26 protein-coding genes and 1 pseudogene are annotated in these 26,337 nt (G+C 72.9%); 13 read left to right on the forward strand and 14 right to left on the reverse strand.

Features of this window, described 5'->3' with window-relative positions; all coding sequences use genetic code 11:
- Positions 1-11 precede the first annotated feature (11 nt).
- The 3 genes and pseudogenes from ABZ899_RS09785 (at position 12) to ABZ899_RS09795 (ending at position 2,682) form a co-directional block, all read left to right on the forward strand.
- Positions 12-608 (forward strand): TIGR03086 family metal-binding protein, encoded by a 597-nt coding sequence (locus tag ABZ899_RS09785; protein ID WP_361343301.1) that lies wholly within the window; start codon positions 12-14, stop codon positions 606-608.
- Between the two features lie 33 nt (positions 609-641).
- Positions 642-930, forward strand: a pseudogene (locus ABZ899_RS09790) (pectinesterase family protein); the annotation flags it as partial.
- 300 nt (positions 931-1,230) lie between these two features.
- The gene (locus tag ABZ899_RS09795) at positions 1,231-2,682 is read left to right on the forward strand and encodes an NCS2 family permease (RefSeq protein ID WP_361343304.1); all 1,452 of its coding nucleotides are present in this window, start codon (positions 1,231-1,233) and stop codon (positions 2,680-2,682) included.
- A gap of 16 nt (positions 2,683-2,698) precedes the next feature.
- Here ABZ899_RS09795 and ABZ899_RS09800 read toward each other — a convergent pair whose 3' ends face one another.
- The 3 genes from ABZ899_RS09800 to ABZ899_RS09810 form a co-directional block, all read right to left on the reverse strand.
- Complete coding sequence (locus ABZ899_RS09800) at positions 2,699-4,144, reverse strand: penicillin-binding transpeptidase domain-containing protein (protein WP_361343307.1); 1,446 nt, start codon at positions 4,142-4,144, stop codon at positions 2,699-2,701.
- 102 nt (positions 4,145-4,246) lie between these two features.
- Positions 4,247-4,717 carry a GNAT family N-acetyltransferase gene (locus ABZ899_RS09805; RefSeq protein WP_361343309.1) on the reverse strand — a complete coding sequence of 157 codons (471 nt, stop codon included), beginning with the start codon at positions 4,715-4,717 and terminating at the stop codon, positions 4,247-4,249.
- Positions 4,718-4,721: 4 nt separating this feature from the next.
- Positions 4,722-5,492 carry an IclR family transcriptional regulator gene (locus ABZ899_RS09810; RefSeq protein WP_361343312.1) on the reverse strand — a complete coding sequence of 257 codons (771 nt, stop codon included), beginning with the start codon at positions 5,490-5,492 and terminating at the stop codon, positions 4,722-4,724.
- Between the two features lie 148 nt (positions 5,493-5,640).
- Between ABZ899_RS09810 and ABZ899_RS09815 the strand changes: the two genes are divergently transcribed.
- The 5 genes from ABZ899_RS09815 (at position 5,641) to ABZ899_RS09835 (ending at position 10,345) form a co-directional block, all read left to right on the forward strand.
- Positions 5,641-7,170, forward strand: coding sequence for an aldehyde dehydrogenase (NADP(+)) (locus tag ABZ899_RS09815; protein WP_361343314.1), 1,530 nt, complete (start codon positions 5,641-5,643; stop codon positions 7,168-7,170).
- A gap of 47 nt (positions 7,171-7,217) precedes the next feature.
- Complete coding sequence (locus tag ABZ899_RS09820) at positions 7,218-7,826, forward strand: DUF1349 domain-containing protein (protein WP_361343316.1); 609 nt, start codon at positions 7,218-7,220, stop codon at positions 7,824-7,826.
- A gap of 53 nt (positions 7,827-7,879) precedes the next feature.
- Positions 7,880-8,383, forward strand: a complete 504-nt coding sequence (locus tag ABZ899_RS09825) for a GNAT family N-acetyltransferase (RefSeq protein ID WP_361343318.1) — start codon at positions 7,880-7,882, stop codon at positions 8,381-8,383.
- Positions 8,384-8,476: 93 nt separating this feature from the next.
- Positions 8,477-9,193 (forward strand): DsbA family oxidoreductase, encoded by a 717-nt coding sequence (locus tag ABZ899_RS09830; RefSeq protein ID WP_361343321.1) that lies wholly within the window; start codon positions 8,477-8,479, stop codon positions 9,191-9,193.
- Positions 9,194-9,292: 99 nt separating this feature from the next.
- A complete protein-coding gene (locus tag ABZ899_RS09835; protein ID WP_361343324.1) occupies positions 9,293-10,345 on the forward strand; it encodes an aminotransferase class V-fold PLP-dependent enzyme in 1,053 nt (350 codons plus the stop codon).
- Positions 10,346-10,420: 75 nt separating this feature from the next.
- Here the strand turns inward: ABZ899_RS09835 and thpD are convergent, their stop codons facing one another.
- The 5 genes from thpD to ABZ899_RS09860 form a co-directional block, all read right to left on the reverse strand.
- Complete coding sequence (gene thpD / locus ABZ899_RS09840; protein WP_361343326.1) at positions 10,421-11,317, reverse strand: ectoine hydroxylase; 897 nt, start codon at positions 11,315-11,317, stop codon at positions 10,421-10,423.
- A 6-nt stretch (positions 11,318-11,323) separates the two neighbouring features.
- On the reverse strand, positions 11,324-11,722 hold the full coding sequence (locus tag ABZ899_RS09845) for an ectoine synthase (protein WP_361343329.1): 399 nt from the start codon (positions 11,720-11,722) through the stop codon (positions 11,324-11,326).
- Between the two features lie 47 nt (positions 11,723-11,769).
- The gene (gene ectB, locus ABZ899_RS09850; RefSeq protein ID WP_361343332.1) at positions 11,770-13,041 is read right to left on the reverse strand and encodes a diaminobutyrate--2-oxoglutarate transaminase; all 1,272 of its coding nucleotides are present in this window, start codon (positions 13,039-13,041) and stop codon (positions 11,770-11,772) included.
- 31 nt (positions 13,042-13,072) lie between these two features.
- Entirely contained in the window at positions 13,073-13,579 is a 507-nt protein-coding gene (gene ectA / locus ABZ899_RS09855; RefSeq protein WP_361343335.1) for a diaminobutyrate acetyltransferase, read from the reverse strand.
- A 307-nt stretch (positions 13,580-13,886) separates the two neighbouring features.
- Positions 13,887-14,990, reverse strand: coding sequence for an aminotransferase class V-fold PLP-dependent enzyme (locus ABZ899_RS09860; RefSeq protein ID WP_361343338.1), 1,104 nt, complete (start codon positions 14,988-14,990; stop codon positions 13,887-13,889).
- Between the two features lie 231 nt (positions 14,991-15,221).
- Here ABZ899_RS09860 and ABZ899_RS09865 point away from each other — a divergent pair, with 231 nt between their 5' ends.
- The 5 genes from ABZ899_RS09865 to ABZ899_RS09885 all read left to right on the forward strand — a co-directional run bounded on the left by ABZ899_RS09865 (position 15,222) and on the right by ABZ899_RS09885 (position 19,964).
- Positions 15,222-16,070 (forward strand): transporter substrate-binding domain-containing protein, encoded by an 849-nt coding sequence (locus tag ABZ899_RS09865; protein ID WP_361343341.1) that lies wholly within the window; start codon positions 15,222-15,224, stop codon positions 16,068-16,070.
- A gap of 5 nt (positions 16,071-16,075) precedes the next feature.
- Complete coding sequence (locus ABZ899_RS09870) at positions 16,076-16,909, forward strand: amino acid ABC transporter permease (protein ID WP_361343344.1); 834 nt, start codon at positions 16,076-16,078, stop codon at positions 16,907-16,909.
- Positions 16,906-17,700, forward strand: coding sequence for an amino acid ABC transporter ATP-binding protein (locus ABZ899_RS09875; RefSeq protein ID WP_361343347.1), 795 nt, complete (start codon positions 16,906-16,908; stop codon positions 17,698-17,700). The genes ABZ899_RS09870 and ABZ899_RS09875 overlap by 4 nt, the downstream gene beginning before the upstream one ends.
- Before the next feature lie 21 nt (positions 17,701-17,721).
- Entirely contained in the window at positions 17,722-18,813 is a 1,092-nt protein-coding gene (locus ABZ899_RS09880; protein WP_361343350.1) for an amidohydrolase family protein, read from the forward strand.
- A 242-nt stretch (positions 18,814-19,055) separates the two neighbouring features.
- A complete protein-coding gene (locus ABZ899_RS09885; RefSeq protein ID WP_361343353.1) occupies positions 19,056-19,964 on the forward strand; it encodes an SCO1860 family LAETG-anchored protein in 909 nt (302 codons plus the stop codon).
- Positions 19,965-20,028: 64 nt separating this feature from the next.
- Here ABZ899_RS09885 and cobC read toward each other — a convergent pair whose 3' ends face one another.
- From cobC to cobM, 6 genes are read right to left on the reverse strand one after another with little or no spacing between them, the layout of a single operon-like run.
- A complete protein-coding gene (gene cobC, locus ABZ899_RS09890; protein WP_361343356.1) occupies positions 20,029-21,087 on the reverse strand; it encodes an Rv2231c family pyridoxal phosphate-dependent protein CobC in 1,059 nt (352 codons plus the stop codon).
- Positions 21,077-21,991, reverse strand: a complete 915-nt coding sequence (locus tag ABZ899_RS09895; protein WP_361343359.1) for a sirohydrochlorin chelatase — start codon at positions 21,989-21,991, stop codon at positions 21,077-21,079. Before ABZ899_RS09895 ends, cobC begins: the two co-directional genes overlap by 11 nt.
- The gene (locus tag ABZ899_RS09900) at positions 21,988-22,590 is read right to left on the reverse strand and encodes a precorrin-8X methylmutase (protein ID WP_361343361.1); all 603 of its coding nucleotides are present in this window, start codon (positions 22,588-22,590) and stop codon (positions 21,988-21,990) included. The genes ABZ899_RS09895 and ABZ899_RS09900 overlap by 4 nt, the downstream gene beginning before the upstream one ends.
- Positions 22,587-24,287 (reverse strand): precorrin-3B C(17)-methyltransferase, encoded by a 1,701-nt coding sequence (gene cobJ, locus ABZ899_RS09905; protein WP_361343364.1) that lies wholly within the window; start codon positions 24,285-24,287, stop codon positions 22,587-22,589. The genes ABZ899_RS09900 and cobJ overlap by 4 nt, the downstream gene beginning before the upstream one ends.
- Positions 24,284-25,522 (reverse strand): precorrin-6y C5,15-methyltransferase (decarboxylating) subunit CbiE, encoded by a 1,239-nt coding sequence (gene cbiE / locus ABZ899_RS09910; protein WP_361343366.1) that lies wholly within the window; start codon positions 25,520-25,522, stop codon positions 24,284-24,286. Before cbiE ends, cobJ begins: the two co-directional genes overlap by 4 nt.
- Positions 25,519-26,337 carry a precorrin-4 C(11)-methyltransferase gene (gene cobM / locus ABZ899_RS09915; RefSeq protein WP_361343368.1) on the reverse strand — a complete coding sequence of 273 codons (819 nt, stop codon included), beginning with the start codon at positions 26,335-26,337 and terminating at the stop codon, positions 25,519-25,521. Before cobM ends, cbiE begins: the two co-directional genes overlap by 4 nt.

The following is a 26,337-nucleotide window of genomic DNA, read 5'->3' on the forward strand; positions in this document are numbered from 1 at the left end:
GGAGCCGGCTCATGACGGACACCACTCTCGACCTCGGACCGCAGGCGCGCGCCGTCGCCCGTCTCGCGCTGGCCGTCCGGGACGACCAGCTCGCGGCACCGACGCCCTGCCCGGACCTCGCCGTCCGTCATCTGCTGGGCCACCTGCTCGGCCTGTCCGTCGCCTTCCGCGACGCCGGCCGCAAGGACCTGGGCGCCACGACCGACACCAGCCCGGAGTCCGCCGTGCCGGACATCGGGCCCGGCTGGCGCGAGGAACTGCCCAAGGTCCTCGACGAGCTCGCCGAGGTGTGGCGGGCCCCCGGCCCGTGGACCGGGACGACCCGGGCGGGAGGCATCGACATGCCGGGCGCCGTCGCGGGCGCGGTCGCCGTGGACGAACTGGTGATCCACGGCTGGGACCTGGCCCGCGCCACCGGGCAGCCGTACGACCCCGACCCCGCGGCGGTGCGGGTCTCCTACGAGTTCCTGCGGGCCGCCGCCGACGAGAACGGCCAGGGTGGGGACGGCATCTTCGGTCCCGTCGTCCCGGTGCCGGACGAGGCGCCCCTGCTGGACCGGGCGGTGGGCCTGAGCGGGCGGAACCCCGGCTGGAGCGCGGCCCGGTAGGGGAGCGGTCGCGGCCCGCCCCGGTCACCCACCAAGGTGCGGGGCGCCCGCCGCGCCTTGCATCGCTGCCGCTTCCTCGGCCACCAGGACACCCTGAACGCCGGCTCCCGCGCCCTCGACGCCCCCGCCCGGCAGTACGTCGCGCACTGCCACGCCGAGGGCGGGGTCGACCACGTCTTCGGGCGGGCCACCGCCGTCTTAGGGAACGGCCGCCCCCACGACCGCCCGCGCCATCCCGTACGGCTTCCCCGTGACCCGCGGCCGGGTCGGCGGCGAGGCGCCGCGCGGCTTCCACCGGCTCGCCCGCCCTGGGCGCCCGGCTCTGCCGCGACCCCTCGGCGCCCCGATGAAAGAGCGAACGCCCCGCCGGTCGTCACCGGCGGGGCGTTCGGCGCTGCCGGCCGAGGGGGGCTCAGGCCGGCAGGTCCCGGGGCGTGTGGGGGTCGCTCCATGAAGTCAGATGACGGGAACCGGAGTTCGGTTGCCTCGACGGCCGCGGACGCGCGGGAGGTCTTCCGCCGATGCCCTTCCGTAACACGGCGAAAACCTGAAACCCCCACGGCGGGGGAACAATCCAGCCAGCATTCGCACAGTGATCCTTCGGGCGACGAGGAGTGACGCCATGTCAGAAGCGCAGAAGGTGGACGACCGGTCCAGAGCCCCCGAACCGGGCGTGAGCAGCCTCGACCGTTTCTTCCGGATATCCGAGCGCGGGTCCACCCTGCCCCGGGAGATACGCGGCGGCTTCGCCACCTTCTTCACGATGGCCTACATCCTTGTCCTGAACCCCATCATCCTGGGCAGTGCCAAGGACAAGTTCGGCCACCAGCTCGACCCCGTCCAGCTCACCACCGCCACCGCCCTGGTCGCCGCGGTCATGACCGTCATCATGGGCGTCGGCGGCAACCTGCCTCTCGCGCTCGCCGCCGGTCTCGGCCTCAACGCCGTCGTCGCCTTCCAGATCGCACCGCTCATGTCCTGGGACGACGCGATGGGGCTGATCGTGCTGGAGGGCCTGCTGATCTGCGGGCTCGTCGTCACCGGGCTGCGCGAGGCCGTCATGCACGCCATCCCGCAGCCGCTCAAGCAGGCGATCAGTGTCGGGATCGGCCTGTTCATCGCGTTCATCGGCTTCGTCGACGCCGGCTTCGTCAGCCGTATCCCGGACGCCGCGAACACCACCGTGCCGGTCCAGCTCGGTGGCACCGGCTCCCTCGGCGGCTGGCCGATCCTGGTGTTCTGCGTCGGCGTCCTGCTGACGATCGCCCTGCTCGCCCGCAAGGTGAAGGGCGCCATCCTGATCAGCATCGTCACCATGACGATCGTCGCGATGATCATCGACTCCCTGGCCGACGTGAAGAGCTGGGGCCTCACCACCCCCGCGTGGCCCGACCAGGTGGTGGACACCCCCGACTTCGGCCTCCTCGGCCACTTCAGCCTGTTCGGCGCCTTCGGGGAGACCACCGTCCTCACCGTGGTCCTGCTGATCTTCACGCTGATCCTGTCGGACTTCTTCGACACCATGGGCACGGTCGTCGGCGTCAGCGCGGAGGCCGGCCTCCTCGACGAACAGGGCAAGGTGCCGAACCTCGGGCGGGTGCTGCTCATCGACGGTGCCGCGGCGGCCGCGGGCGGCGCGGCGTCGGCCTCCTCCGCCACCTCCTACATCGAGTCGGCGGCCGGCGTGGGGGAGGGGGCCCGCACGGGCTTCGCCAACCTGGTCACCGGCGGCCTCTTCGCGCTCGCGCTGTTCCTCACCCCGCTGCTCACCATCGTCCCGCTCCAGGCCGCCGCCCCCGCCCTGGTCGCCGTGGGCTTCCTGATGATGACGCAGGTCAAGAACATCGAGTGGGACAAGTACGAGATCGCCATCCCGGCGTTCCTGACCATCGCCGTCATGCCCTTCACGTACTCGATCACCAACGGCATCGGCGCGGGGTTCGTCGCCTACGTCCTGATCAAGATCGTGCTCGGCCGGGCCAAGGAGGTGCACTGGCTGCTGTGGGGCACCTCGGCGCTGTTCCTGGCGTACTTCGCCATCGACCCGATCGAGCAGCTCCTCGGCGTACGGTGACGGCGCCGCACACCCCCTAGCCGCGCAGGGCCGCCTCCATCACCTTCCGGGCCACGGGGGCGGCCAGGCCGTTGCCGCTGACCTCGGAGCGGGCGGCGTCCGACTGCTCCACCAGCACCGCCACGGCGACCTCCTTGCCGTCGGCCTTCGCGTAGGACGTGAACCAGGCGTACGGCGTCTTGCTGTTCTTCTCGCCGTGCTGGGCGGTGCCTGTCTTGCCGCCGACGGTGGCGCCCGCGATGCGCGCGTTGGTGCCGGTGCCGTCCTCGACGACCGTGCGCATCGCCGACTGGAGCTGTTCGGCGGTGCGGGAGCTGACGATCTCCTCGCTCCCCGCGCGGTCGTCGTAGTCCTCCAGGACGTCGCCACCACCGTCGGTGATCTGCGCCACCATGTGCGGTGAGACCAGCGTGCCGCCGTTGGCGATGGCGGCCGACACCATGGCCATCTGCAGCGGCGTGGCGGTGACGTCGAACTGCCCGATGCCGGACAGCGCGGTCTGGGCCTCGTCCATGTCCGTCGGGTACACGCTCTCGTACGCCCGCACGGCCACGTCCCGCTCGTCGTCGTTGAAGCCGAACTTCTCGGCCATCGCGCGGACCTTGTCCTGGCCCAGGTCGACGGCGAGGCTCGCGAAGACGTTGTTGCACGAGTACTGCAGGGCGACGCGGATGGAGGCGTCCTCGCAGGGCGCCGAGGGGTTCTCGTTCGTCAGCTTGCTGTTCGACTGCGCCAGCGGGTACGGGTCCGGGCTGTCCGTCGGGTCGTCCACCGACTTGTACAGGCCGTCCTCCAGCGCGGCCGCGGCGACGACCAGCTTGAACGTCGAGCCGGGCGGCAGCGGCTGGCGCAGCGCGCGGTTCGTCATGGGCTTGTCCGGGTCGCCGGTCAACCGCTTCCAGGCGTCCGCGTCACCGGTGGTGATCTTCGACGGGTCGTACGACGGGGTGGAGGCGACCGCCAGGATCCGGCCCGAGGACGGGTCGATCGCGACGGCCGCGCCCTTCTTGTCGCCGAGCGCGCCGTAGGCGGCCTTCTGCACGGCGGGGTCGATCGTGGTGACGACGTTGCCCGGGTCGGACCGCTTGTTGGTCACCGTGTCCAGCACGCCCTTGAGGCGGCTGTCGGTGCCGTCGAGCAGGTCGCGGTAGACGCCCTCCAGCTGGGTGGCCCCGAACGCCTGCGAGCTGTAGCCGGTCACGGCCGCGTAGAGCGCGCCGTCCCGGTACGTCCGCTTGTACGCCAGGTCACCGCCCGTCGTCGGGGCCGAGCCGGTGACCGGCTTGCCGCCCACGATGATGTCGCCGAGCGGCGCGCTGTACAGCGCGATCGTGTTCCGCCGGTTGTCCTTGTCGTCCGCGAGGGCACGGCCGTCGTAGAACTGCACCCAGGTCGCCCTGACCAGCAGGGCGAGCACCAGGAGCAGCGTGAAGACGGAGGCCCGCCTGATCGTCTTGTTCATCCCACTTCCAGAGACGAACGGATCGGGCACGATCGTTCCATGCGTCCCGTTTTCTCATCGGACGTTCATGGAGCGGGCGGCGGACCCCGGCGGGCGGGTGCGTCAGTCCTCCAGGTGCAGGACGAGCTCGTCGATCTCCGCGCCCCGCGCGGGCGCGAAGCCGCGCGCCTTCGCCGTCACCCGGAAGCCGCACTTGAGCAGCACCCGCAGCGAGCCCTCGTTGTCCGCGGCCGCGCGCGCGAACAGCGGGCGCTCGGGCACCTCCTCGAGCAGCCGGCGCAAGGCCGCCGTCGCGATGCCCCGGCCCCAGTACGCGCGGTCGACCCAGTACGTCACCTCCCGCTCGCCGGGCTCCCCGTACACGGCGGCGCTGCCCACCACGTCCCCGTCGGCGAGGATCGTGCGCGGGACGTCGGAGGAGGCCAGGACGCGCCGCCAGTGGGCGTCGAAGGCGGCCCGGTCGGCCGGGTCCTCGGGGGTGAAGGCCGCCATGTGCAGGGCCTCCGGATCGTTGAGCTGGCGGTAGAAGACCGGCAGGTCGCTGTGGTGCACCGTGCGCAGTTCGACGTCCATGACGTCAGAGCCTACGGGTGGCCAGGGTCAGTCTGTCCCGCGCGTCGAACAGCGCGTCCTTCACCATCTGCTCGTGCGCGGGCGTCAGCCGCGCCACCGGGACCGAGCAGCTGATCGCGTCCCGGGCCGGTGTGCGGTAGGGGATGGCGACGCCGAAGCAGCGCAGCCCCAGCGTGTTCTCCTCGCGGTCGACGGCGAAGCCCTGCTCGCGGACCTGGTGCAGCTCCTCGATGAGCTTCTCCCGGTCCGTGATGGTGTTCTCCGTCAGCGCGGGCAGCGTCTCCGGGAGCATCTTGCGGACCTGCTCGTCGGAGTACGTGCTCAGCAGCGCCTTGCCGAGCGAGGTCGAGTGCGCGGGCAGACGGCGCCCGACCCGGGTGAAGGGCCGCAGATAGTGCTGGGACTGGCGGGTGGCCAGGTACACCACGTTGGTGCCGTCGAGGCGGGCCAGGTGGATGGTCTCCGTCGTGTCGTCGGAGAGCCGGTCCAGGGTGGGCCGGGCCGCCGCGACCACCTCGTCGCCGTCGATGTACGAGGTGCCGACGAGCAGGGCGCGGACGCCGATGCCGTACCGGGTGCCCGTCGCGTCGGTCTCCACCCAGCCCAGCTCGACCAGGGTGCGCAGCAGCATGTAGAGGCTGGACTTGGGATAGCCGACGGCCTCCTGGACCGCCGCGAGGGAGTGCATGCCGGGGCGCCCGGCGAAGTACTCCAGCAGTTCGACCGTCCGTACCGCGGACTTGACCTGCGCCCCGCCCGTCTCGCCAGCCGTCATCGCCCTTGACCCCTTTGTTCGACGAGGATCTGCGGATAGGGTTTCCGCAGCACATTCATCATCAGAGACAACGTTCAGTATATCGAACGAGCCTGGTGGATGGCCGTGCAGTTTCCGAAGTGCGGCGATACAGGTGGAGGGACCCGCGGTGGCAGCAGCACCAGTCTGGAGTGTCGACCCCCGAACCGGGAAGCAGCGTGAACAGGTCGCGGTCGAGGCCACGGCCGAGGAGGTGGACACCGCGGTCCGCGCCGCCCACCAGGCGCGCGCCTCCCTCGCCGACCGCACCGTCCGCGCCGCCTTCCTGCGCACCGCCGCCGACCGGCTCCGGGCCGCCGGGGACCAGCTCGTCGAGGCCGCCGACGCCGAGACCGCGCTCGGCCCCGTCCGGCTCACCGGCGAACTCGCCCGCACCTGCTACCAGCTGAGGGCCTTCGCGGACATCGTCGACGAGGGCGCCTTCCTCGGCGTCGTCATCGACCACCCCGACGACACCGCCACCCCGCCCGTCCCGGACCTGCGCCGCTACAAGGTCCCGCTCGGCGTCGTCGCCGTCTACTCGGCGTCCAACTTCCCCTTCGCCTTCTCCGTCGCGGGCGGCGACACCGCGAGCGCCCTCGCCGCGGGCTGCCCGGTCGTCGTCAAGGCCCACCCCGACCACCCCGCGCTCTCCGAGCTGGTCGCCCACGTGCTGCGCACGGCCGCCGCCGAGCACGGCGTCCCGGCCGGCGTCGTCGGCCTGGTACACGGCTTCGAGGCCGGTCTCGAACTCATCCGGCACCCGCTGGTCGCCGCGGCCGGCTTCACCGGGTCGGTGCGCGGCGGCCGCGCGCTGTTCGACGCGGCGGCCGCCCGCCCGGTCCCGATCCCCTTCCACGGCGAACTGGGCTCGCTGAACCCGGTGCTCGTCACCGAGGCGGCCGCGGCCGAGCGCGGCGAGGCCATCGGCACCGGGCTCGCGGGCTCGATGACGCTGGGCGTCGGGCAGTTCTGCGTGAAGCCGGGCCTCGTCCTGGTGCCGTCCGGCGCGGCCGGCGACGGCCTGGTCAAGTCGCTGACCGACGCCGTCAGCGACTCCGAGGCGGGCGTCCTGCTCGACCACCGGATGCGTGACAACTTCCTCGCCGGCGTGGCCGAGCGCAGGGGACTGCCCGAGGTGGACTCGCCGGTGACGCCGGGCGCGGGCGGCGAGCACACCGTCAGCGCCGGGTTCCTCACGGTCTCCGCGAGCGCGCTGGCCGAGGAGGGCGCCCACGACGTGCTCCTGGAGGAGTGCTTCGGGCCGGTGACGGTGGTCGTCCGCTACGACGACGACGCCGAGGCCACCCGGGTGCTGTCCCGGCTGCCGGGCAACCTGACGGCGACCGTCCACCTGTCCGCCGAGGAGGCCGCGGGTCAGGGACGCGGGGCCGGCATCCTGGCCGAGCTGACGCCGCTGGCCGGACGCGTCCTCGTCAACGGCTGGCCGACGGGTGTGGCCGTCGCCCCGGCCCAGCACCACGGCGGCCCCTACCCGGCGACGACCTCGACCTCCACCTCGGTCGGCGGCACGGCCGTCGAGCGCTGGCTGCGGCCCGTCGTGTACCAGGGGGCGCCCGAGGCGCTGCTCCCCCCGGAGTTGAGGGACGACAACCCGCTCGGGCTGCCCCGCCGCCTCAACGGCGCCCTGGAGGTCTGACGGCGCCGGGGCGGGCGGCCCGCCACCGCGCCTGGAAGAATCCGGTCATGGACCTGGAGATACCCGAACTGCCCTTCCCGCTGCGCACCTACGGCCCGGACGGCCACTGGGCCTACGAGGACGGCATCCTCTCCGGATGGGCCGGCCCGCGGCAGGACCGCTTCGTGCCGCCCACCGGGGAAGCCCTGGACGCCGCCTCCGACGCACCGCGGCTGCTGGGCGCGCCCGAGGGCGACTTCCAGCTGATCGCCCGGGTCACCGTCGGGTTCGCCGGCGCCTTCGACGCCGGGGTGCTCTACGTCCACGTGGGCGAGCGGGCCTGGGCCAAGCTGTGCCTGGAGTACTCCCCGGACGTCCCGACCGTCTGCACGGTCGTCACCCGCGGCCACTCCGACGACGCCAACTCCTTCACGGTGGAGGGAAGTTCGGTGTGGCTGCGGGTGAGCCGCACCGGCCGTGCCTTCGCCTTCCACGCCTCCCGCGACGGCGAACGCTGGACCTTCGTCCGCCTCTTCACGCTCGGCGGCGAGAAGGAGACCGGAGCCGCCCTGGTCGGGTTCATGACCCAGTCGCCGCTGGGGGAGGGCTGCGTGGTGACCTACGACCACCTCGCCTTCCGGCCCGACTGGCCCAAGGACCTGCGCGACGGGAGCTGACCGGCGCCCCGGGCGCCCGGAACCGGGGCGCGCGCGGCCACGTCCTCCGAAGCATGATCCATGACCGAGTCCCGGCGGGCCGCGTGATCCGCCCCGCCCTGCCCGCCGAGCTGGCCGACGTCGTCGCGCTGCACGCCCGCGCCCGCGCGACCTACTACCCGGACGGGCTCCCGCAGGACGGCACCGACTGGTCCGCGTCCTGGCGCACCGCCGTCGAGCGGCCCGACGGGCGGGTGCTGTGCGTCGTCGAGCAGGGCCGCCTCGTCGGCCTGGCCTCGTTCCGCACCCCCGAGGGCGCCCCCGCCGACCTGGTCAAGCTGTACCAGTTCCACGTCGACCCCGATCACTGGCGCCGGGGCGTCGGCACCGCCCTGCACCGGGCCTGCGTCGAGGAGTGGACGGCCGACCGCCGGCGCACGGCCGTCCTCGACGTGCACGTGGACAACCGGCGCGCCCAGGACTTCTACGCCCGCCAGGGCTGGCTGCCCGACCCGGACAACCCGCCCGCCGACGGCGACCACCACCGGTACCTGCGCTTCGCCGTCCCCGCCGCCTGACCCGCACGGGGGAATGAAACCGGCTGCTTGAACGTTCATCGACCCGGCGGAGGGAGTCTCCGCACCCGAACGAGCCGGAGAGAGCCACACACCATGCGCGTCGAGATCTGGAGCGACATCGCCTGTCCGTGGTGCTACGTGGGCAAGGCCCGCTTCGAGAAGGCGCTCGCCGCCTTCCCGCACCGCGACCAGGTCGAGGTCGTCCACCGTTCCTTCGAACTGGACCCCGGGCGCGCCAAGGGCGACATCCAGCCGGTGATCACCATGCTGACCAAGAAGTACGGCATGAGCGCGGCCCAGGCACGGGCCGGCGAGGAGAACCTGGGCGCGCAGGCCGCGGCGGAGGGGCTCCCCTACCGCACCGAGGGCCGTGACCACGGCGGCACCTTCGACATGCACCGCCTGCTGCACCTCGCCAAGCGGCACGGCCGCCAGGACGAGCTCCTCCAGATCCTGTACCGGGCGAACTTCGCCGAGGAGCGGTCCGTCTTCGCGGAGGGCGACGAGCGCCTGGTGGAGCTGGCCGTCGAGGCCGGACTCGACGCCGACGAGGTGCGCCGGGTCCTCGCCGACCCGGCCGCCTACGCCGACGACGTCCGAGCCGACGAGCGCGAGGCCGCCCAGCTCGGCGCCACCGGTGTCCCGTTCTTCGTGCTCGACCGCGCCTACGGCGTCTCGGGCGCCCAGCCCGCCGAGGTCTTCGCGCAGGCGCTGACCCAGGCGTGGGGCGACCGTTCGCCGCTGACGCTCCTCGACACGGGTGACGCGGACACGTGCGGCCCCGACGGCTGTGCGGTCCCGCAGGGCTGACGAAACCGCAGGTCAGCGGCGATACATAAGCGTTGCTTAGACGAATGACGTAAAAAATCGCAATGGACCCGCACGGTTCAGAGGGCTCAGAGTTGGGTCATGGAGACCTTCGAGAGCCTCGTCCGCGCAGAGTTCGCCCCGAAGAACGTCTATCTGAACACCGCCAGCAACGGCCTGCTCCCGGCCCGCACCGTCGCCGCCCTCGACCGGGCCGCGCGGATGCGGGCCGACGGCGTCGCGCTGGGATCGCTGTACGAGGACGTCGAGGCGGTCCGGGCCTCCTTCGCCCGGCTGGCCGGGGTCCCCGTCGAGCGGGTCGCGCTCGGCGGGTCCGTGGCCGAGTACGGCGCGCTGATCGCCGCCTCCCTGCCCGAGGGCGCCGAAGTCCTCACCGCGGAGGGCGACTTCGCCTCCCTGGTGAACCCCTTCCACATGCGCGGCGACCTCAAGGTGCGCTCCGTCCCGCTGGAGCGCCTCGCCGAGTCCGTCCGTCCGGACACCGCGCTCGTCGCGGTCAGCTCCGCGCAGTCCGCCGACGGGCGGCTCGCCGACCTGCCCGCGGTGCGCCGCGCGGCCCGGGCCCATGGGGCCCGCACCTATGTCGACGCCTCCCAGTCGGTGGGCTGGCTGCCCCTGGAGGCCGCCGAGGACGACTTCACCGCCGCCGTCGCCTTCAAGTGGGTGCTCGGCCCGCACGGCATCGCGTTCTTCGTCGCCCCCGAGGACTTCGGCGGGCTGACGCCGCTGCTCGCCGGCTGGATCGCCGGGGAGGTGCCGTGGGAGAGCTGCTACGGCCCGGTGCAGGAACTCGCCGGGTCCGCACGGCGGTTCGACATCAGCCCGGCCCTGTTCGGCTTCGCCGGGCTGCGCGCCTCCCTGGAGCTGGTCGAGCGGCTGGGCGTGCCCGCCATCCGGGCCCACGACCTCGCGCTGGCGGACCGCTTCCGCGCGGGCCTGGCCCGCCTCGGGCACAGCCCGGTGCCCGCCCCGGGCTCCGCCATCGTGTCCGTGCCCGGACTCGGCTCCTGGCAGGGCGAGTTGAGCCGCGCGGGCATCGAGGTCTCCGACCGCGCGGGCAACCTGCGGGCGGCCTTCCACCTCTACAACACCGCCGCCGACGTCGACCGGCTGCTGGACGCCCTGTCCGGCTGAGCCCCGCGCGCACGGCGACGCGGCCCGCCCCGTACGAGAAGTACGGTCGGGCCGCGTCGCCGTGGGCGCGAGAGGTCACCTCACCGGGGTGAAGTCCCTCGCGCCGATGAACTCCGGCCGCCGGACCGGTGCCGCGAAGGGGTCCACGGCGGCGTTCTCCACGCTGTTGAACACGATGAACACGTTGCTGCGCGGGAACGGCGTGATGTTGTCGCCCGAGCCGTGCATGCAGTTGCAGTCGAACCAGGTCGCCGAACCGGCCTTGCCCGTGAAGAGCTTGATGCCGTACTCCGACGCCATCGCCGTCAGCGCCTCGTCGGACGGCGTGCCCGCGTCCTGCATCTGGAGCGACTTCTTGTAGTTGTCCTTCGGCGTCTCTCCCGCACACCCGAGGAAGGTCTTGTGGGAGCCGGGCATGATCATCAGCCCGCCGTTGGTGTCGTGGTTCTCCGTCAGCGCGATCGAGACCGAGATGGTGCGCATGTTCGGCAGGCCGTCCTCGGCGTGCCAGGTCTCGAAGTCCGAGTGCCAGTAGAAGCCGCTGGCACCGAAGCCGGGCTTGACGTTGATCCGCGACTGGTGGACGTAGACGTCCGAGCCGAGGATCTGCCGGGCCCGGCCGACGACCCGCTCGTCGCGCACGAGGTTCGCGAACACCTCGCTGATCCTGTGCACCTCGAAGACGGACCGGATCTCCTTGGACCTCGGCTCCACGATGGAGCGCTCGTCCGCGCGGATCTCCGGGTCGTTCACGAGCCGCTCCAGCTCGCGCTGGTAGACGGCGACCTCGTCCGGGCCGATCAGCTGGTCGACGGCGAGGAAGCCGTCGCGGTCCAGGGCCTGCAGATCAGTCGCCGAGACCGGGCCGGGCGTGTCCGGGGAACCCCAGACGACGGGGTCCTGCCGCGGGGTCGCCACCTCGGTGGCACCGCGGGTCGGGTAGAGATCGGTGACGTGCGTGGTCGTGGTCACGGTGACTCACACCTCCTCGGTGAGCAGCGGGTAGACGCCGTTCTCGTCGTGGTCCTCCCGTCCGGTCACGGGCGGGTTGAACACGCAGATGCAGTGGAAGTCCTCCTTGACCTCGAGCGTGTGCCGCTCGTGGCCGTTGAGGAGGTACATGGTGCCGGGGGTGATGTGGTATGTCTCCCCGGTCTCGCGGTCGGTCAGCTGGGCATCGCCCCTGGTGCAGACCACGGCCTCGATGTGGTTGGCGTACCACATGTCGGTCGTCGTGCCCGCGTACAGGATCGTCTCGTGCACGGAGAAGCCGACCCCCTCCTTGGCGAGGACGATGCGCTTGCTCTCCCAGGTGCCGGACGCCGATTTCACGTGGCGGTCGGTGCCTTCGATCTCCTTGAACGAACGGACGATCACGGTGTTGCGATGCCTCCTCGGTGGTGGTGTTCCCTGCCGGATACCGGTCAGGCGGTCTCGCGGACGGCGCGGGCGAGGACGCTGAGTCCCTCGTCCAGCTCGTCCGGGGAGATGGTCAGAGCGGGCAGCAGCTTCACGACCTCGCTCTCGGGCCCGGACGTCTCGATGAGCAGCCCGAGCTCGAAGGCCCGGCGGGCGACCCGGCCGGCGCGCTCCTTGTCGTGGAACTCCATGCCCCACACCAGGCCACGGCCGCGGTACTCCTTGACGTCGGGCAGGTTCTCCTCGCAGATCGCGATCAAACCCTGCTCGACCTGCTCGCCGCGGGTGCGGGTCTGCTTCTCCATCGCCGAGCCGTCGGCCCAGTACGACTCCAGCGCCGCCGTCGCCGTGACGAAGGCGGGGTTGTTGCCGCGGAAGGTGCCGTTGTGCTCGCCCGGCTCCCAGATGTCCAGCTCGGGCTTGAACAGGCACAGCGACATGGGCAGGCCGTAGCCGCTGATGGACTTGGACACGGTGACGATGTCCGGGGTGATGCCCGCCTCCTCGAACGAGAAGAAGGCGCCGGTGCGTCCGCAGCCCATCTGGATGTCGTCGACGATGAGCAGCATGTCCTGGCGCTCGCACAGCTCGGCGAGCGCGCGCAGCCACTCGGGCCGGGCCACGTTGATGCCGCCCTCGCCCTGCACGGTCTCCACGATCACGGCCGCGGGCTTGTTCAGACCGGACCCCTGGTCCTCCAGGAGCCGCTCGAACCACAGGAAGTCCTCGACCGCGCCGTCGAAGTAGTTGTCGAACGGCATGGGCGTGCCGTGGACCAGCGGGACGCCGGCGCCGGCCCGCTTGAAGGCGTTGCCGGTGACGGCCAGCGAGCCCAGCGACATGCCGTGGAAGGCGTTGGTGAACGACACGATGGCCTCGCGGCCCTTGACCTTGCGGGCCAGCTTCAGCGCGGACTCGACGGCGTTGGTGCCGGTCGGGCCCGGGAACATGACCTTGTACGGCAGGTCGCGGGGCCGCAGCACCAGGTCCTGGAAGGTCTGCAGGAAGGCCCGCTTGGCGCTGGTGGACATGTCGAGCCCGTGCGTGACGCCGTCCCGCTCCAGGTAGTCGATCAGAGCCCGTTTCAGGACGGGGTTGTTGTGCCCGTAGTTCAGTGACCCGGCACCGGCGAAGAAGTCCAGATACTCGTGGCCGTCCTCGTCGTACATGCGGCTGCCGCGCGCACGGTCGAAGACGGTGGGCCAGCCGCGGCAGTAGCTGCGCACCTCGGACTCGAGGGTCTCGAAGATGCTGAGGTCGGGCTGGGTGATGGTCACGACGAATCGCTCCTCGTTGCGTGGGGGGAGGTCAGAGGGAGAGGGGACCGATGCGGTACAGCACTTCGGGGTCGTGCGGCCCGTCCGGGAACAGTCCCGCCGGGAACAGCACCTCGCGCTCCAGCGCGGCGCCGTGGCGCTCGGCGAAGGAGGCGAACAGGCGCTCGGAGGCCGTGTTGCCCGGGGTGATGGTGGTCTCGACGCTCGTGACGCCGTGCTCGCGGTGGACGCGTGCGGCGAGCGCGTCCAGCAGGGACGCGGCGAGTCCGCGTCCGCGGTACGCGCCGTCCACGGCCACCTGCCAGACGAGCAGGGTGTGCGGACGCTCCGGCCGCACGTATCCGGTGACGAAGCCGACCGGTTCGCCGCGCTCGTCACGCGCGACGGCGGATGTGCCGGCGAAGTCCCGGCACCACAGCAGATAGCTGTACGACGAGTTCAGGTCGAGCGCCTCGGAGTCGCGGGCGATGCGCCACAGCGCGGCGCCGTCGGCCGTCGCCGGACGGTCGATTTGCAGGTCTGCTTGTGCGGCGGTCATGCAAATTGAATTTACCGAGGGAAATTGAAAAATGCATGGCTGGATGGGGTTACGTGCCTCGTCGGCCTGTGTTATCACGCGGGCGTGAGCAGGTCCGCCCGGACGTGGCGAATCGCCCGTTTTACTAGGTTAATACCGGACAAAACAACTGCGATGTGGAACGCGTCACAGCCGTGTAACGTGTGTGAGATGTGGCCGGAATAACGCATCCCCGGTTCACGGAATCTCCGCGTTTAAGGCCCGGAGGAGCGGGCAGAAGCTCTAGGCGAGCTACCCCTGATAAAGAATTCGAGAATTACCCCTGAATTCAAGCTGCACTGATGTCGTCGACAGCGCGCAGAGCCGCCTGGACATCCACCGTCAGCCCCTTCTCCGCCAGCGCGGCCCCCAGCGCCGCGAGGCTGCCGCGGACCGCGCCCACCGTGGCGTCCTTGCCGTAGTGGTTGACCCGGATCATCTCCTTGGCCAGCGCCCCGCCCCCAGCCGCCAGCGGCAGCGCCGGGTCGGACGCCAGCGCGCGGGCCACGACCTCCGACGCCTCGACACCGGCCGGCGTCCGCAGCGTCGTCGCCACCGGAGCGGCGTCCCGGGCCTCGTGCACATACGGCTCCAGGCCGCCGCCCAGCGCCACCGCGCCCGCCCGGGTCGCCAGCGCCGCCCCGCGGTGCCGCGCCATCACGACGTCCAGGCCGTCCGCCTCGATCCGCTCCACGCACGCCTCCAGCGCCAGCATCTCCAGCTGCGCGGGCGCGTGCAGCAGCGCCCGGCGGCCGCCGTCGATCCAGCGCTCCTTCCAGTCCAGGAGCGACAGGTACGACCGGCGCGGCGCCCCGGGGTTCGCCGCCATCCGCGCCCACGCCCGCTCGCTCACCGACACCGCAGACACCCCGGCCGGACCGCCCATCGCCTTCTGCGCCCCGATCACGCACAGGTCCACGCCCCAGGCGTCCGGCAGCACCGGCTCGGCCCCGACCGACGCGACCGCGTCCAGGTAGAACAGCGCCCCTTGCTCCCGCACCGCCTCGCCGATCTCCGCGACCGGGTTGGTGTTGCCGGTGGCCGCCTCCGCGTGGACCAGGGACACGAAGTCGATCTCCGGGTGCTCCTCGAACGCCTCCCGGACCTGCCGCGCGGTGACCGCCGTGTGGAACGGCACCGCCAGATCGATCACCCGGGCGCCGCAGTCGCGCAGCCAGTCCCCGAAGGTCTGCCCGTACGGGCCGGTGATCACGTTCAGCGCGGTCGTGCCGGGCCCGGCCGTCCCCCGGATCGCCCCTTCCAGCGGCAGCAGCGCCTCACCCTGCATGATCACGACGTCCTGCGCGGTCCCGAGGAGCCGTGCCACACGGTCCTCCACCGCGGCGAAACGGGCGGCGCTCAGCGGGGCCAGATCCAGCAAGGGGTGGGTCACGGCGGAACTCTCTTCGCTCTCGGCGCTCCGGCTCTTCACTCCGAAGCCGACCCCACGAGCGTAATCCCGTGGCGTCCGGGCACATCTACACCCCGGGGCCCCAGCCGGGCACACCCCGCCCGGCTCCCGACTTTCCAGGTCAGACGGCCCTCAAGCCATCGGTTTGGTTTGAGGACCTCAAACTTCTCCTTATAATCGGAACTCTCAGTTCCCCCACAGGAGGCTCCCCCCGTGAAGACGACCTTCGGGCGCCGGACCCGCGTTCTGGCCGCCACCACCGCGACGGCCGGGCTGGTGCTCCTGGCCGGCTGCTCCTCCGGCGACGACGGCGGCAGCGGCACCAAGACCGCGGCCGGTGGTGTGAAGCTCGTCAAGGCGGGCCAGCTCACCACCTGCACCCACCTGCCGTACCCGCCCTTCCAGTCCGAGATCGACGGCAAGGTCCAGGGCTTCGACGTCTCCCTCATCGACCTGGTCGCGGACGACCTGGGTGTGAAGCAGGCGATCCTCGACACGCCCTTCGAGAACTTCAAGACGGGCGCGTTCCTCAACTCCGGCGAGTGCGACCTCGCGGCCGCCGGCATGACGATCACCCCCGAGCGCAAGAAGAACGTCGACTTCTCGGACCCGTACTTCGAGGCCACCCAGGCCCTCCTCGTCGACAAGAAGAGCGGCATCTCCTCCTTCGCCGACCTCAAGGGCAAGAAGGTCGGCGCCCAGGCCCAGACCACGGGCGAGGACTACGCCAAGAGCAAGGGCCTCGACCCGGTCTCCTTCGAGTCCTCCGACGCCGTCCTCAACGGGCTGCGCACCGGCCAGGTCCAGGCCGTCGTCATCGACTACCCGGTCGTCCAGAGCTGGCTGAAGGACAAGGCCAACGCCAAGGCCTTCCGGGTCGCCGAGCAGATCAACACCGGCGAGCAGTACGGCTTCACGGTGAAGAAGGGCAACACCAAGCTCCTCGCGGCGATCAACAAGGCGCTCTCCGAGGCCAAGGCCGACGGCACGTACAAGAAGCTGTACGAGAAGTGGATCGGCCCGTACGACGAGTCCGCCGCCTCTCCGTCGCCCGCCGCCTGACCCCGATGAGCGGCACAGAGGTACCCCTCCAGCCGAAGAAGAAGGGCCTGACCCGGCGGCAGAAGCGCAGCCTGTCGCGCGGTGCCCAGTACGTCGTCTTCGTCGCGGCCGTGATCGCCTTCGCGGTCGTGGCCGACTGGGGCCGGCTGAAGAACCAGTTCGCGCAGGGGGCCATCGCCCGGGAGATGTTCCCGGACGTCATCACCCTCGCGCTGAAGAACACCGTGCTCTACACGATGTCCGGCTTCGTCGTCGGACTCGCCCTCGGCATGGTGATCGCGCTGATGCGGCTGTCGTCCGTGGGGCCCTACCGCTGGCTGGCCGGTGTCTACATCGAGATCTTCCGGGGCCTGCCCGCCCTGCTGATCTTCATCTTCATCGGCGTCGCCGTGCCCCTGGCCTTCCCCGGCACGGAGATCCCCGGCGGCACGTACGGCAAGGTCGCGCTGGCGCTCGGCCTGGTCGCCGCCGCGTACATGGCCGAGACCATCCGGGCCGGCATCCAGGCGGTGCCCAAAGGACAGATGGAGGCCGCGCGCTCGCTCGGCTTCTCGCCCACCCGCGCGATGATCTCCATCGTCATCCCGCAGGCGTTCCGGATCATCCTGCCGCCGCTCACCAACGAACTCGTCCTGCTGTTCAAGGACTCCTCGCTGGTGCTGTTCCTCGGGGTCACCCTGGAGGAGCGGGAGCTGTCCAAGTTCGGCCGCGACCTCGCCAGCCAGACCGCCAACTCCACACCGATCCTGGTCGCGGGCCTGTGCTACCTGCTGATCACGATCCCGCTCGGCTTCGTCGTCCGCCGTATGGAGGCCAAGGCCCAGGAGGCCGTCAAGTGAGTACCACGGCAGAGATCCAGGTCCGCGACCTGTACAAGTCCTTCGGCGACAACGAGGTGCTGCGCGGCATCGACCTGGAGATCCGGCAGGGCGAGGTCGTGTGCGTCATCGGCCCGTCCGGCTCGGGCAAGTCGACGCTGCTGCGCTGCGTGAACCTGCTGACGGAGCCCACCAAGGGCCAGGTCTTCGTCGGCGGGACCGAGCTCACCGACCCGGACGTCGACATCGACGCCGTACGCCGCCGGATCGGCATGGTCTTCCAGCAGTTCAACCTGTTCCCGCACCTCACGGTGACCGAGAACCTGACCCTGCCGCAGCGCCGGGTGCTCCGCCGGGGCAAGGAGGCCGCCGCCAAGGTCGCCGCCGAGAACCTGGCGCGGGTCGGCCTGGCCGAGAAGGCCGGCGCCTACCCCGCCTCCCTCTCCGGCGGCCAGCAGCAGCGCGTCGCCATCGCCCGCGCCCTCGCCATGGGCCCCCAGGTCATGCTCTTCGACGAGCCGACGTCCGCGCTGGACCCCGAACTCGTCGGCGATGTGCTCGCCGTCATGCGCATGCTCGCGAACGAGGGCATGACGATGATGGTCGTCACCCACGAGATGACGTTCGCGCGGGAGGTCGCCGACCGGGTCGTGTTCATGGACGGCGGCGTGATCGTCGAGGACGGCACCCCCGACCAGGTCATCGGCCGGCCCCGGCACGAACGCACCCGGCACTTCCTCTCCCGGCTCCTCGACCCGGCGATGGCCGAGGTCGAGGAAGACGGCCCGGACCAGGTGGGCGGGACCGAGTAGCCGCTCACTAAGGTGCAGGGCATGAGCGAACGCGCGGTGCTGCACGTGAGGGGCCGGGTCCTCGCCGGCCCGGACGACGTCCGGGACGAGCTGTGGGTCGTCGGCGGACGGATCTCCTACGACCGTCCCGCCGGTGCTCGCGACGTGCGCACCGTCGAGGGCTGGGCCCTGCCCGGCCTGGTCGACGCGCACTGCCATGTGGGGCTCGGTCCGCACGGACCCGTCGACGCGGGCACCGCCGAGAAGCAGGCCCTCACCGACCGCGACACCGGGACCCTGCTGCTGCGGGACGCCGGCTCGCCCTCCGACACCCGCTGGGTCGACGAGCGCGAGGACCTGCCGAAGATCATCCGGGCCGGCCGGCACATCGCCCGCACCCGCCGCTACATCCGCGGTTTCGCGCACGAGATCGAACCGGAGGACCTGGTCGCCTACGTCGCCCAGGAGGCCCGGCGCGGCGACGGCTGGGTCAAGCTGGTCGGCGACTGGATCGACCGGGACCTCGGCGACCTGGCGCCCACCTGGCCGCGCGAGGCCGTCGAGGCGGGCATCGCCGAGGCCCACCGGCTGGGCGCCCGGGTCACCGCGCACTGCTTCGCCGAGGACTCCCTCCAGGATCTCGTCGAGGCCGGCATCGACTGCGTCGAGCACGCCACCGGCCTCACCGACGAGCTGATCCCGCTGTTCGCCGCGCGCGGGGTGGCGATCGTGCCGACCCTGGTCAACATCGCGACCTTCCCGAAGCTGGCCGACGGCGGGGAGGCCAAGTTCCCCCGCTGGTCGGCCCATCTGCGCCGGCTGCACGAGCGCCGCTACGACACCGTCCGCAACGCCCACGACGCCGGCATCCCCGTCTTCGTCGGCACCGACGCGGGCGGCACGCTGCCACACGGCCTGGTGGCCGCCGAGGTGGCCGAACTGGTCACCGCCGGCCTGTCCGCCGTCGACGCCCTCGCGGCGACGACCTGGGCGGCCCGCGCCTGGCTCGGCCGCCCCGGCATGGAGGAGGGCGCCGCGGCGGACCTCGTCGTCTACGAGACGGACCCCCGCGCCGACGTCCGGGTCCTGGCGGCCCCCCGCCGCATCGTGCTGAACGGCCGCGTCGTCGGCTGACGGCACCCCGGGACATCCGGCGCCCCGCCCGCCCCGGTGCGCGCGGGCGGGGCGGTGCGCCGGTACGGGCGCTCGCCCGGACGAGGGTACGGAGGCGACTTCGGGGAACACCCGTGCCGCGGGATTCGAAAAGGCACACGGGAAAGTCACGTTGGAGTGAAGTGGCGGCGGAACGCTGACTGTCCACCCGGGGTGCGCGATTCTTGCCGGGTCCCGAGCACGTTTCCTCTGGGGGTCCCACCTTGAACGGCAAGAAATTCCGCATGTCCGCACGCCGGTTCGCCACCCTCGCGACGGCCACCGCGCTGACCGCCGGCCCGGCGGTCCTGGGCGCGGCGGGCCCGGCCCGGGCGACCGGCGACGAGGGCCGGGCGAGCGCCGTCGTCCTGCGCACCGGGCTCGACGTCTCCCTGCTCGACAAGACCGTGAACGTCCCGCTCGCGGTGTCCCTCAACGAGGTGCGGGCGCCGCGGAGCGCCGAGAAGACGGCGCTGACGGCCCGCCTCGACGGCGTCGACGGCGGCGAGCCCTTCAGCGTCGTCAAGGCGGAGGTCGCCAAGGCGAGCGCCACGGTCGAGGACGGCCGCGCCGAGGGCTTCACCGAGCTGGCCCGTGCCAAGGTCCATGTCCCGGGCCTGCCCCTGCTGTCGCTCATCGAGGTCGGCCAGGTCACCTCCAAGGCGACCTGTGTGGCGGGGGAGAAGCCGACCGCCACGTCCGACCTGCTGGGCGACGTCACCGTCCTCGGCAAGAAGGTCAAGCTCACCGCGGGCGGCACCACCCAGGTCGAGGTGCCGGGCGTGGGCGAGGTGCGCCTCGACTACTCCAGGACCGAGCAGACCTCGCGGACGGCCGCCGCCACGGCCCTGGAGCTCAAGGTCTCCGTCAACCCGCTGAAGCTCAACGTGGCCGAGGTGGAGGGCACCCTCACCCTGGCGAAGGCCACCTGCGAGACCCCGGCCGCGCCCGAGGAGGAGGCCGCGCCGGGCACCGAGCCGGCCGGCGACGTCGAGCCGCAGGGCGAGAAGGCGGACGAGGGCCTCGCCGAGACCGGCGGCAACTCCATGACGCCTTACCTCGCGGGCGGGGCGCTCGCCCTGCTCCTCGCGGGCGGCGGCGCCGTCGCCCTGGCTAAGCGCGGCCGCGGCTGACGCCAGAACACCTCAACGGGTCCCCGGACACCGCCCCTGCCGGCGTCCGGGGCCCGTTCAGGTGTCACGCCGAGGCCAGTACCCGGCCCAGGGCGTGCAGGAAGCCGTCCGCCGTCGCGCGGTCCCGGACCGCCAGGCGCAGCCGGCTCTCGTCGAGTCCGGGGAACGTGTCCCCGCGCCGGACGGCGTAGCCGAGGGCGCGCAGGTCGCGGCGGATCTCCGCCGCACCCGGTACGCGTACGAGGACGAAGGACGCCTCGGCCGGGCCGGTGACCCGGAGGCCGGCCGGGGCGAACCCGTGCAGTCCCGCGACCAGGTGGTCCCGGTCGGCGGCGACGCGGTCGGCCGCCTCCGCCGCCTCCGCCAGGGCGCGCGGCGACACACATGCCTCGGCGGCGGCCAGTGCCGGCGTGGACACCGGCCACAGCGGCTGAGCCCGCTCCAGCGCGGCCACGGTCTCCGGGGCGGCGAGGACGTAGCCGATCCGCAGTCCCGCCAGCCCCCAGGTCTTCGTGAGGCTGCGCAGCACCACCAGGCCCGGCACGTCGGTCCGCCCCGCCAGGGCCTCCCGCTCGCCCGGCACCACGTCCATGAACGCCTCGTCCACGACCAGCGTCCGCCCCGGCCGGGCGAGCGCGGCGATCGTCGCGGCCGGGTGGAGGACCGACGTCGGATTCGTCGGGTTGCCGATCACCACCAGGTCGGCGCCCTCGGGGACGGCCGCCGGGTCGAGCCGGAAGCCGTCCTCCTCCCGCAGCAGGACCCGCCCGACGGTGTGCCCGGCGTCCACCAGGGCCGCCTCCGGCTCCGTGAACTGGGGGTGCACCACGACCGGCCGGCTCACCTTCAGCGCGCGGGCCAGCAGCACGAACGCCTCCGCCGCGCCCGCCGTCAACAGCACCCGCTCGGGCGGCAGCCCGTGCCGGGCCGCCACCGCGGCCCGCGCGGCCCGCCCGTCCGGGTAGGCCGCGAGCGAGCCCAGCGTCGCGGCGATCCGCTCCCGCAGCCAGGCCGGCGGGGTGTCCGTGCGGACGTTCACCGCGAGGTCGACCAGCGCCGACCCGTCGTCGCGGACCTCGGCGTCGCCGTGGTGCCGCAGATCGTGCCCGTCCTCAGTGCGCATGCGCGTGACCACCGTGGTGGTGCCCGTGCCCGTGGTGGTGCCCGTCGTCGTCCGGGTGGAAGTGCGGCTGCTGCGGCAGGCCGACCTTGTCCTCGAAGCCCGGCAGCGCGATCCGGTACACGCACGAGTCGCAGTTCATCCGCAGGTCGCCCCGCACCGCCTCCTCGTACCGCTCCCACACCAGGTCGAGCAGTTCCGGCTCCGGACCGATGACGTCCGCCGAGCGCACCTCGGTCTCCGGGTGCGCCGCCGCCCACTCCTCCGTCTGCCGCCGCACCCGGTCCGGGAGGATCCCGGTGAACAGGAAGTACGGCAGCACGACGATCCGGCGCGCCCCGAGCCGCGCGCACCGGTCCAGTCCGCCCGGCACGTCCGGCGCGGCCAGCGACACGAACGCCGTCTCCACCCCGGCGTAGCCGCGGCCCTCCCACAGCAGCCGGGCCGCCTTGTGGACCTCGGCGTTGGCGTCCGGGTCGGTGGAGCCGCGCCCCACCAGCAGCACGGTGACGTCCGCGCGGTCGTCCGCCGTGCCCAGCGCCTCGTCGAGCCGCCGCTCCAGGACCCGCAGCAGCGACGGGTGCGGGCCCAGCGGGCGGCCGTAGGTGTAGGTGATCCCGGGGTGCCGTTCCTTCTCGCGGGCCAGCGCCGCCGGGATGTCACCCTTGGCGTGCCCCGCCGACACCAGCATCAGCGGCACGGCGGCGAACCGCCGCACCCCCCGCGCGACGAGGTCGGAGACGGCGTCGCCCAGCGGCGGCGGGGACAGCTCGATGAAGCCGCCCGCGACGGGCAGTTCGGGGTGCCGGTCCCCCAGCTCCCGGACGAAGGCGCGGAACGCCTCGGCTCCGGCCTCGTCCCGGGTGCCGTGGCCGGCGATGAGCAGGGCGGGCGGGGAGGGGGTCACGATGTCTCCTCAGATGACGAAGGGGAGGCGGGAACAGGGTGGTACAGCAGGGCGTTGAGCGCGGCCGAGGCGACCGCCGAACCGCCCTTCTCGGACACGTTGCTGACGGCGGGCAGCCCGCTCGCGCGCAGCGCGGCCTTGGACTCGACCGCGCCGACGAACCCGACGGGCAGGCCGATGACGAGCGCGGGCCGGGCGTCGAGGGTGAGCAGTTCCTCCAGGGCGGTGGGCGCGTTGCCGATCACCCAGATCGCGCCGGGGCCGACCTGCTCGTACGCCAGCCGGACGGCGTGCGCGGACCGGGTCAGTCCGGGCCCGGACCGCGCGTCCCTGATCCGGCATACCGTCTCCCGGCGGGTGATGCCGGCCGCCACCATCTCGACGTCCACGACCACGGGCGCGCCGGCGTGCAGCGCCGTGTGCCCCCGTTCCAGGGTCCGCTCGTCCAGTACGAGGTCGCCCGCGTAGCCGAGGTCGGCGGCGGAGTGCACGACCCGCTCGACGACCGCCCGGGTCAGCGGCGGCAGGTGCGAGGTGTCCAGCCGGGCGCGCATCCGCCGGTAGGACTCCACCTCGATGGGATGGACGACACGGTTCACCGCGGGACCTCCTGAGCGCTCTGCCAGCGGTAGCCGCGCGGGGTCACCATGCGGCCGGCGACCTCCCGGGAGGCGGTGTTGCCGACCGTCACGACCGTCATCATGTCGACCGTCGCCGGGTCGAGGCCGCCCAGCGTGGTGAGCCGGGCGGACTCGTCGGCCCGGGACGCGTTGCGGACGACGCCGACCGGCGTGGTCGGCACGCGGTGCTTCGCGAGGATCGCGAGCGCCTCGGGGAGCTGCCAGTTCCGGCCGCGCGAGCGCGGGTTGTAGAAGGTGACCACGAGGTCCGCCTCGGCGGCGGCCTGCACCCGCCGCTCGATGACCTCCCACGGGGTGTGCAGGTCGGACAGGCTGATCGACACATGGTCGTGGCCGAGCGGGGCACCGAGGACCGCGGCCGCCGCGAGGGCCGCCGTCACCCCGGGGACACCGACCACGTCGATGTCGTCGGACGCCTCGGCCAGCGCGGGGGAGGCCATGGCGTACACGCCCGCGTCCCCGCTGCCGATGAGGGCGACGGCCCGCCCCTCCCGGGCCTCGGCGACCGCCGTACGCGCCCGCTCCTCCTCGGCGCCCAGGCCGGACTCGAGGACACGCGTGCCGGGCCGCAGCAGGTCACGGATCTGGTCGACGTACTGGTCCAGCCCGACGAGCACCGAGGCCCGCCGCAGTTCGGCCTTCGCGCGCGGGGTCAGCAGGTCGCGGGCGCCCGGCCCGAGGCCCACGACGGCGAGCCGGCCGCGGCCCGGCCGCCGGGCCACCGCGCAGGTGGCCATCGACGGGCGGCCGTCGGCCCGTACGGACTTCCGCTTCGGCACCAGCAGGTCGCCGCCGCGCACGAGGGCGGCGGCCTCGGCGACCGAGGGGGTGCCGACGGCGGCCAGCGGCGCGTCGGAGGGGTGGGGGACCGGGACGGCGGCCAGCCGCTCCGGGGCGTGCGTGACGAGAGGGACCCCGAGGCGGGCCGCGGCCTCCACGACGCCGGGCTCGCCGGCCTTCGCGTCGACGGTGGCCAGCTCGGCCACGGACGCGGCGGACAGCCCGGCGTCGCGCAGCGCCTCGCGCACGAGCGCCAGCACCTCGTCGGCCGGGGCGCCCCGCGAGGCCCCGACCCCGACGACCAGGGTCGGCGGACGCAGCACGACCTCGCGCTCCGCCGCCTCCACGAGCCGGTCCGTCACCCGGATCGTGTACGCCCCCTCGGCGCCGGCCGGCAGCGGCGGCAGCGGCCAGGACACCTCGGCCCGCAGCGCCACCGGCACCCCGTCGAGCAGGGCCCGGGACACCCCGGCGACATCGCCCTCGACCGGGAGGCCGAGCGTGTCCAGACCGGGCAGCCCCACGGCGTCGGTGGCCGTCGTCACCACGGGCGCGGCTCCCAGCACCTCGCCCACCTCGTGGGCGAGGTCGTTGGCGCCGCCGCCGTGCCCGCCGGTCAGCGCCACGGCGAACCGCCCGCCCTCGTCGACGCACACCACACCGGGGTCGGCGGCCTTGTCGTCCAGCAGCGGGGCGATCAGCCGGACGACCGCGCCCGTGGCCAGGAAGCACACCAGCTGCCCGCACTCCCCGAACGCCCGCCGCACGGCGTCCCCGACGGGCCCGTCGTACACGCGGGTGCGGTCCGGCCACGCCGCGGCCAGCCGGTCCCGCGCCGCAGCCCCCGCCGCGGTGGCGGAAATGAGGCCGATCACTGAGCAACTCCCTTGCCGTCCGAGGGGCTTCTGACGCCCCACAACAGGAAAACCGGATTGGCGGCCGCCAGCCGGGTCACGTCCCCCGGCAGCGGCGCCAGGCGGGACGACTGCAACAGCACCCCGTCGCAGGCGAAGCCGGCACCGGTGAGTGCCGCCCGCGCGGCCGGCACCCGGTCCAGCGCGGCCATGGCGACCACGACCGTCCGCCGCGCCCGCCGCGCGCACGCGGTGACGACGGCGGGCAGCTCCCGCCCCCCGCCCCCCACGAACACGGCGTCCGGGTCGTCCAGATCCGACAGGGCCGCGGGCGCCGTCCCGTGCACCACCTGGACGTCCACCCCGTGCGCGGCCGCGTTGTCCCGGATCCGCGCGACACCGTCCGGGGTCTTCTCGACGGCGGTGACGGCGGCCCCGAGCCGCGCGCACTCCACGGCAACCGACCCGGAGCCCGCGCCGACGTCCCACACGAGATCGCCGAGCCGGGGCCCGAGCCGGGCCAGCGCGAGCGCCCGCACCTCGAACTTCGTGATCATCGAATCCCGGTGCGCGAAGGCGTCCTCGGGCAGCGCCCAGGAAGCGGGACCCCGGTCCGCCCCCGCGACCGTGCGCGCGGCACCCGGGACACGGGGACCGCCGAGGCACAGGACGACGTTCACGGCCGCACCCCAGTCCCGGGCGGCGGCCTCGGCGGGGGTCACCCGCTCGACCCGCTCGTCCCCGGACCCCAGCGCCGAGGCGACGACGAGCGTCCGGTCCGCGTCCGCGCGGGCCAGCGCCGCCCCGAGTTCGGCGGGTCCGGCGCCGGGCCCGGTCAGCACGGCCACCTTCGGACGCGCCCGGCAGATGTGCACGGCCGTCCGCGCGTCCCGTCCGTGCGCGCTGACGACGACCGCGTCGTCCCAGGTCAGGCCGACCCGGGCGAACGCGGACGCCACCGAGGACACCGCGGGCCGCACGTCCAGGCGCTCCGGCCCGAACCGCTCCGCCAGCACCCGCGCGATGCCGAAGAACCCCGGATCACCGGAGGCCAGCACGACGACGCGCCGCTCCTCCTCGACGTACGCGGCCATGGTGTCGAGCGCCGGCGCGAGCGGACCGAGCACGACCCGCTCCGCCCCGCCGGGCAGCCGTACGGCGTCCAGGTGGCGCCGTCCGCCGACCACCAGCTCGGCACCGGCCAGGACGTCCTCGGGCGGCGGCGCCCCCGTCCCCGTACCGACCACTGTGATCATGTACTGGCCCCCCGCTCGCGCAGCGCCCGGCGGGCCGCCGGGTCGGCCTTGCGGTACCCGTGGAAGTGGCCCGGGTGATACAGGTGCGAGCGGGTGCCGTGGGCCTCCAGGGCCGGCCCGACCAGGAAGAGCGTGTGCTTCCAGAGCTTGTGCTCCTTGACCGTCTCCTCCAGCGTGCCGATCGTGCACGTGACGACCAGCTCCTCCGGCCAGGTCGCCTGGTAGGCGACGACGACCGGTGTGGAGGTGGGGTAGCCGCCCTCCAGCAGTTCCCGCACCAGCTGCCCGCTGCGGGCTGCCGACAGGAAGATCGCCATGGTGGTGCCGTGCTTGGCGAACTCGCGCACCTCCTCGCCCGGCGGCATGGGCGTCTTGCCGCCGCCGAGCCGGGTGAGCACCACGGACTGGGCGACCTCGGGGATCGTCAGCTCGCGCCGGACGAGCGCCGCCACGGCGGAGAACGCCGAGACCCCCGGCACCACCTCGGTCGTGAGGCCGAGCGCGGCGCACCGGTCCAGCTGCTCCTGCGTGCCGCCCCACAGGGCGGGGTCGCCGGAGTGGATGCGGGCGACCTTCAGGCCCTCGTCGCGGGCCCGCTCGTAGACGGCGACGACGTCCTCCAGGGACAGGGCCGCGGAGTCCAGGACCTCGGCGTCCTCCCGCGCGTGCTGGAGGACCTCCGCCTGGACCAGGCTGGCCGCCCAGATCACCACGTCGGCCTCGGCGATGGCGCGCGCGGCACGGAACGTCAGCAGATCGGCGGCGCCGGGGCCGGCACCGACGAAGGTCACCTTGCCGGTTCGGGCATCGGCCAT

The organism is Streptomyces sp. NPDC046859, from assembly GCF_040645135.1.
Classification (GTDB): Bacteria; Actinomycetota; Actinomycetes; order Streptomycetales; family Streptomycetaceae; genus Streptomyces.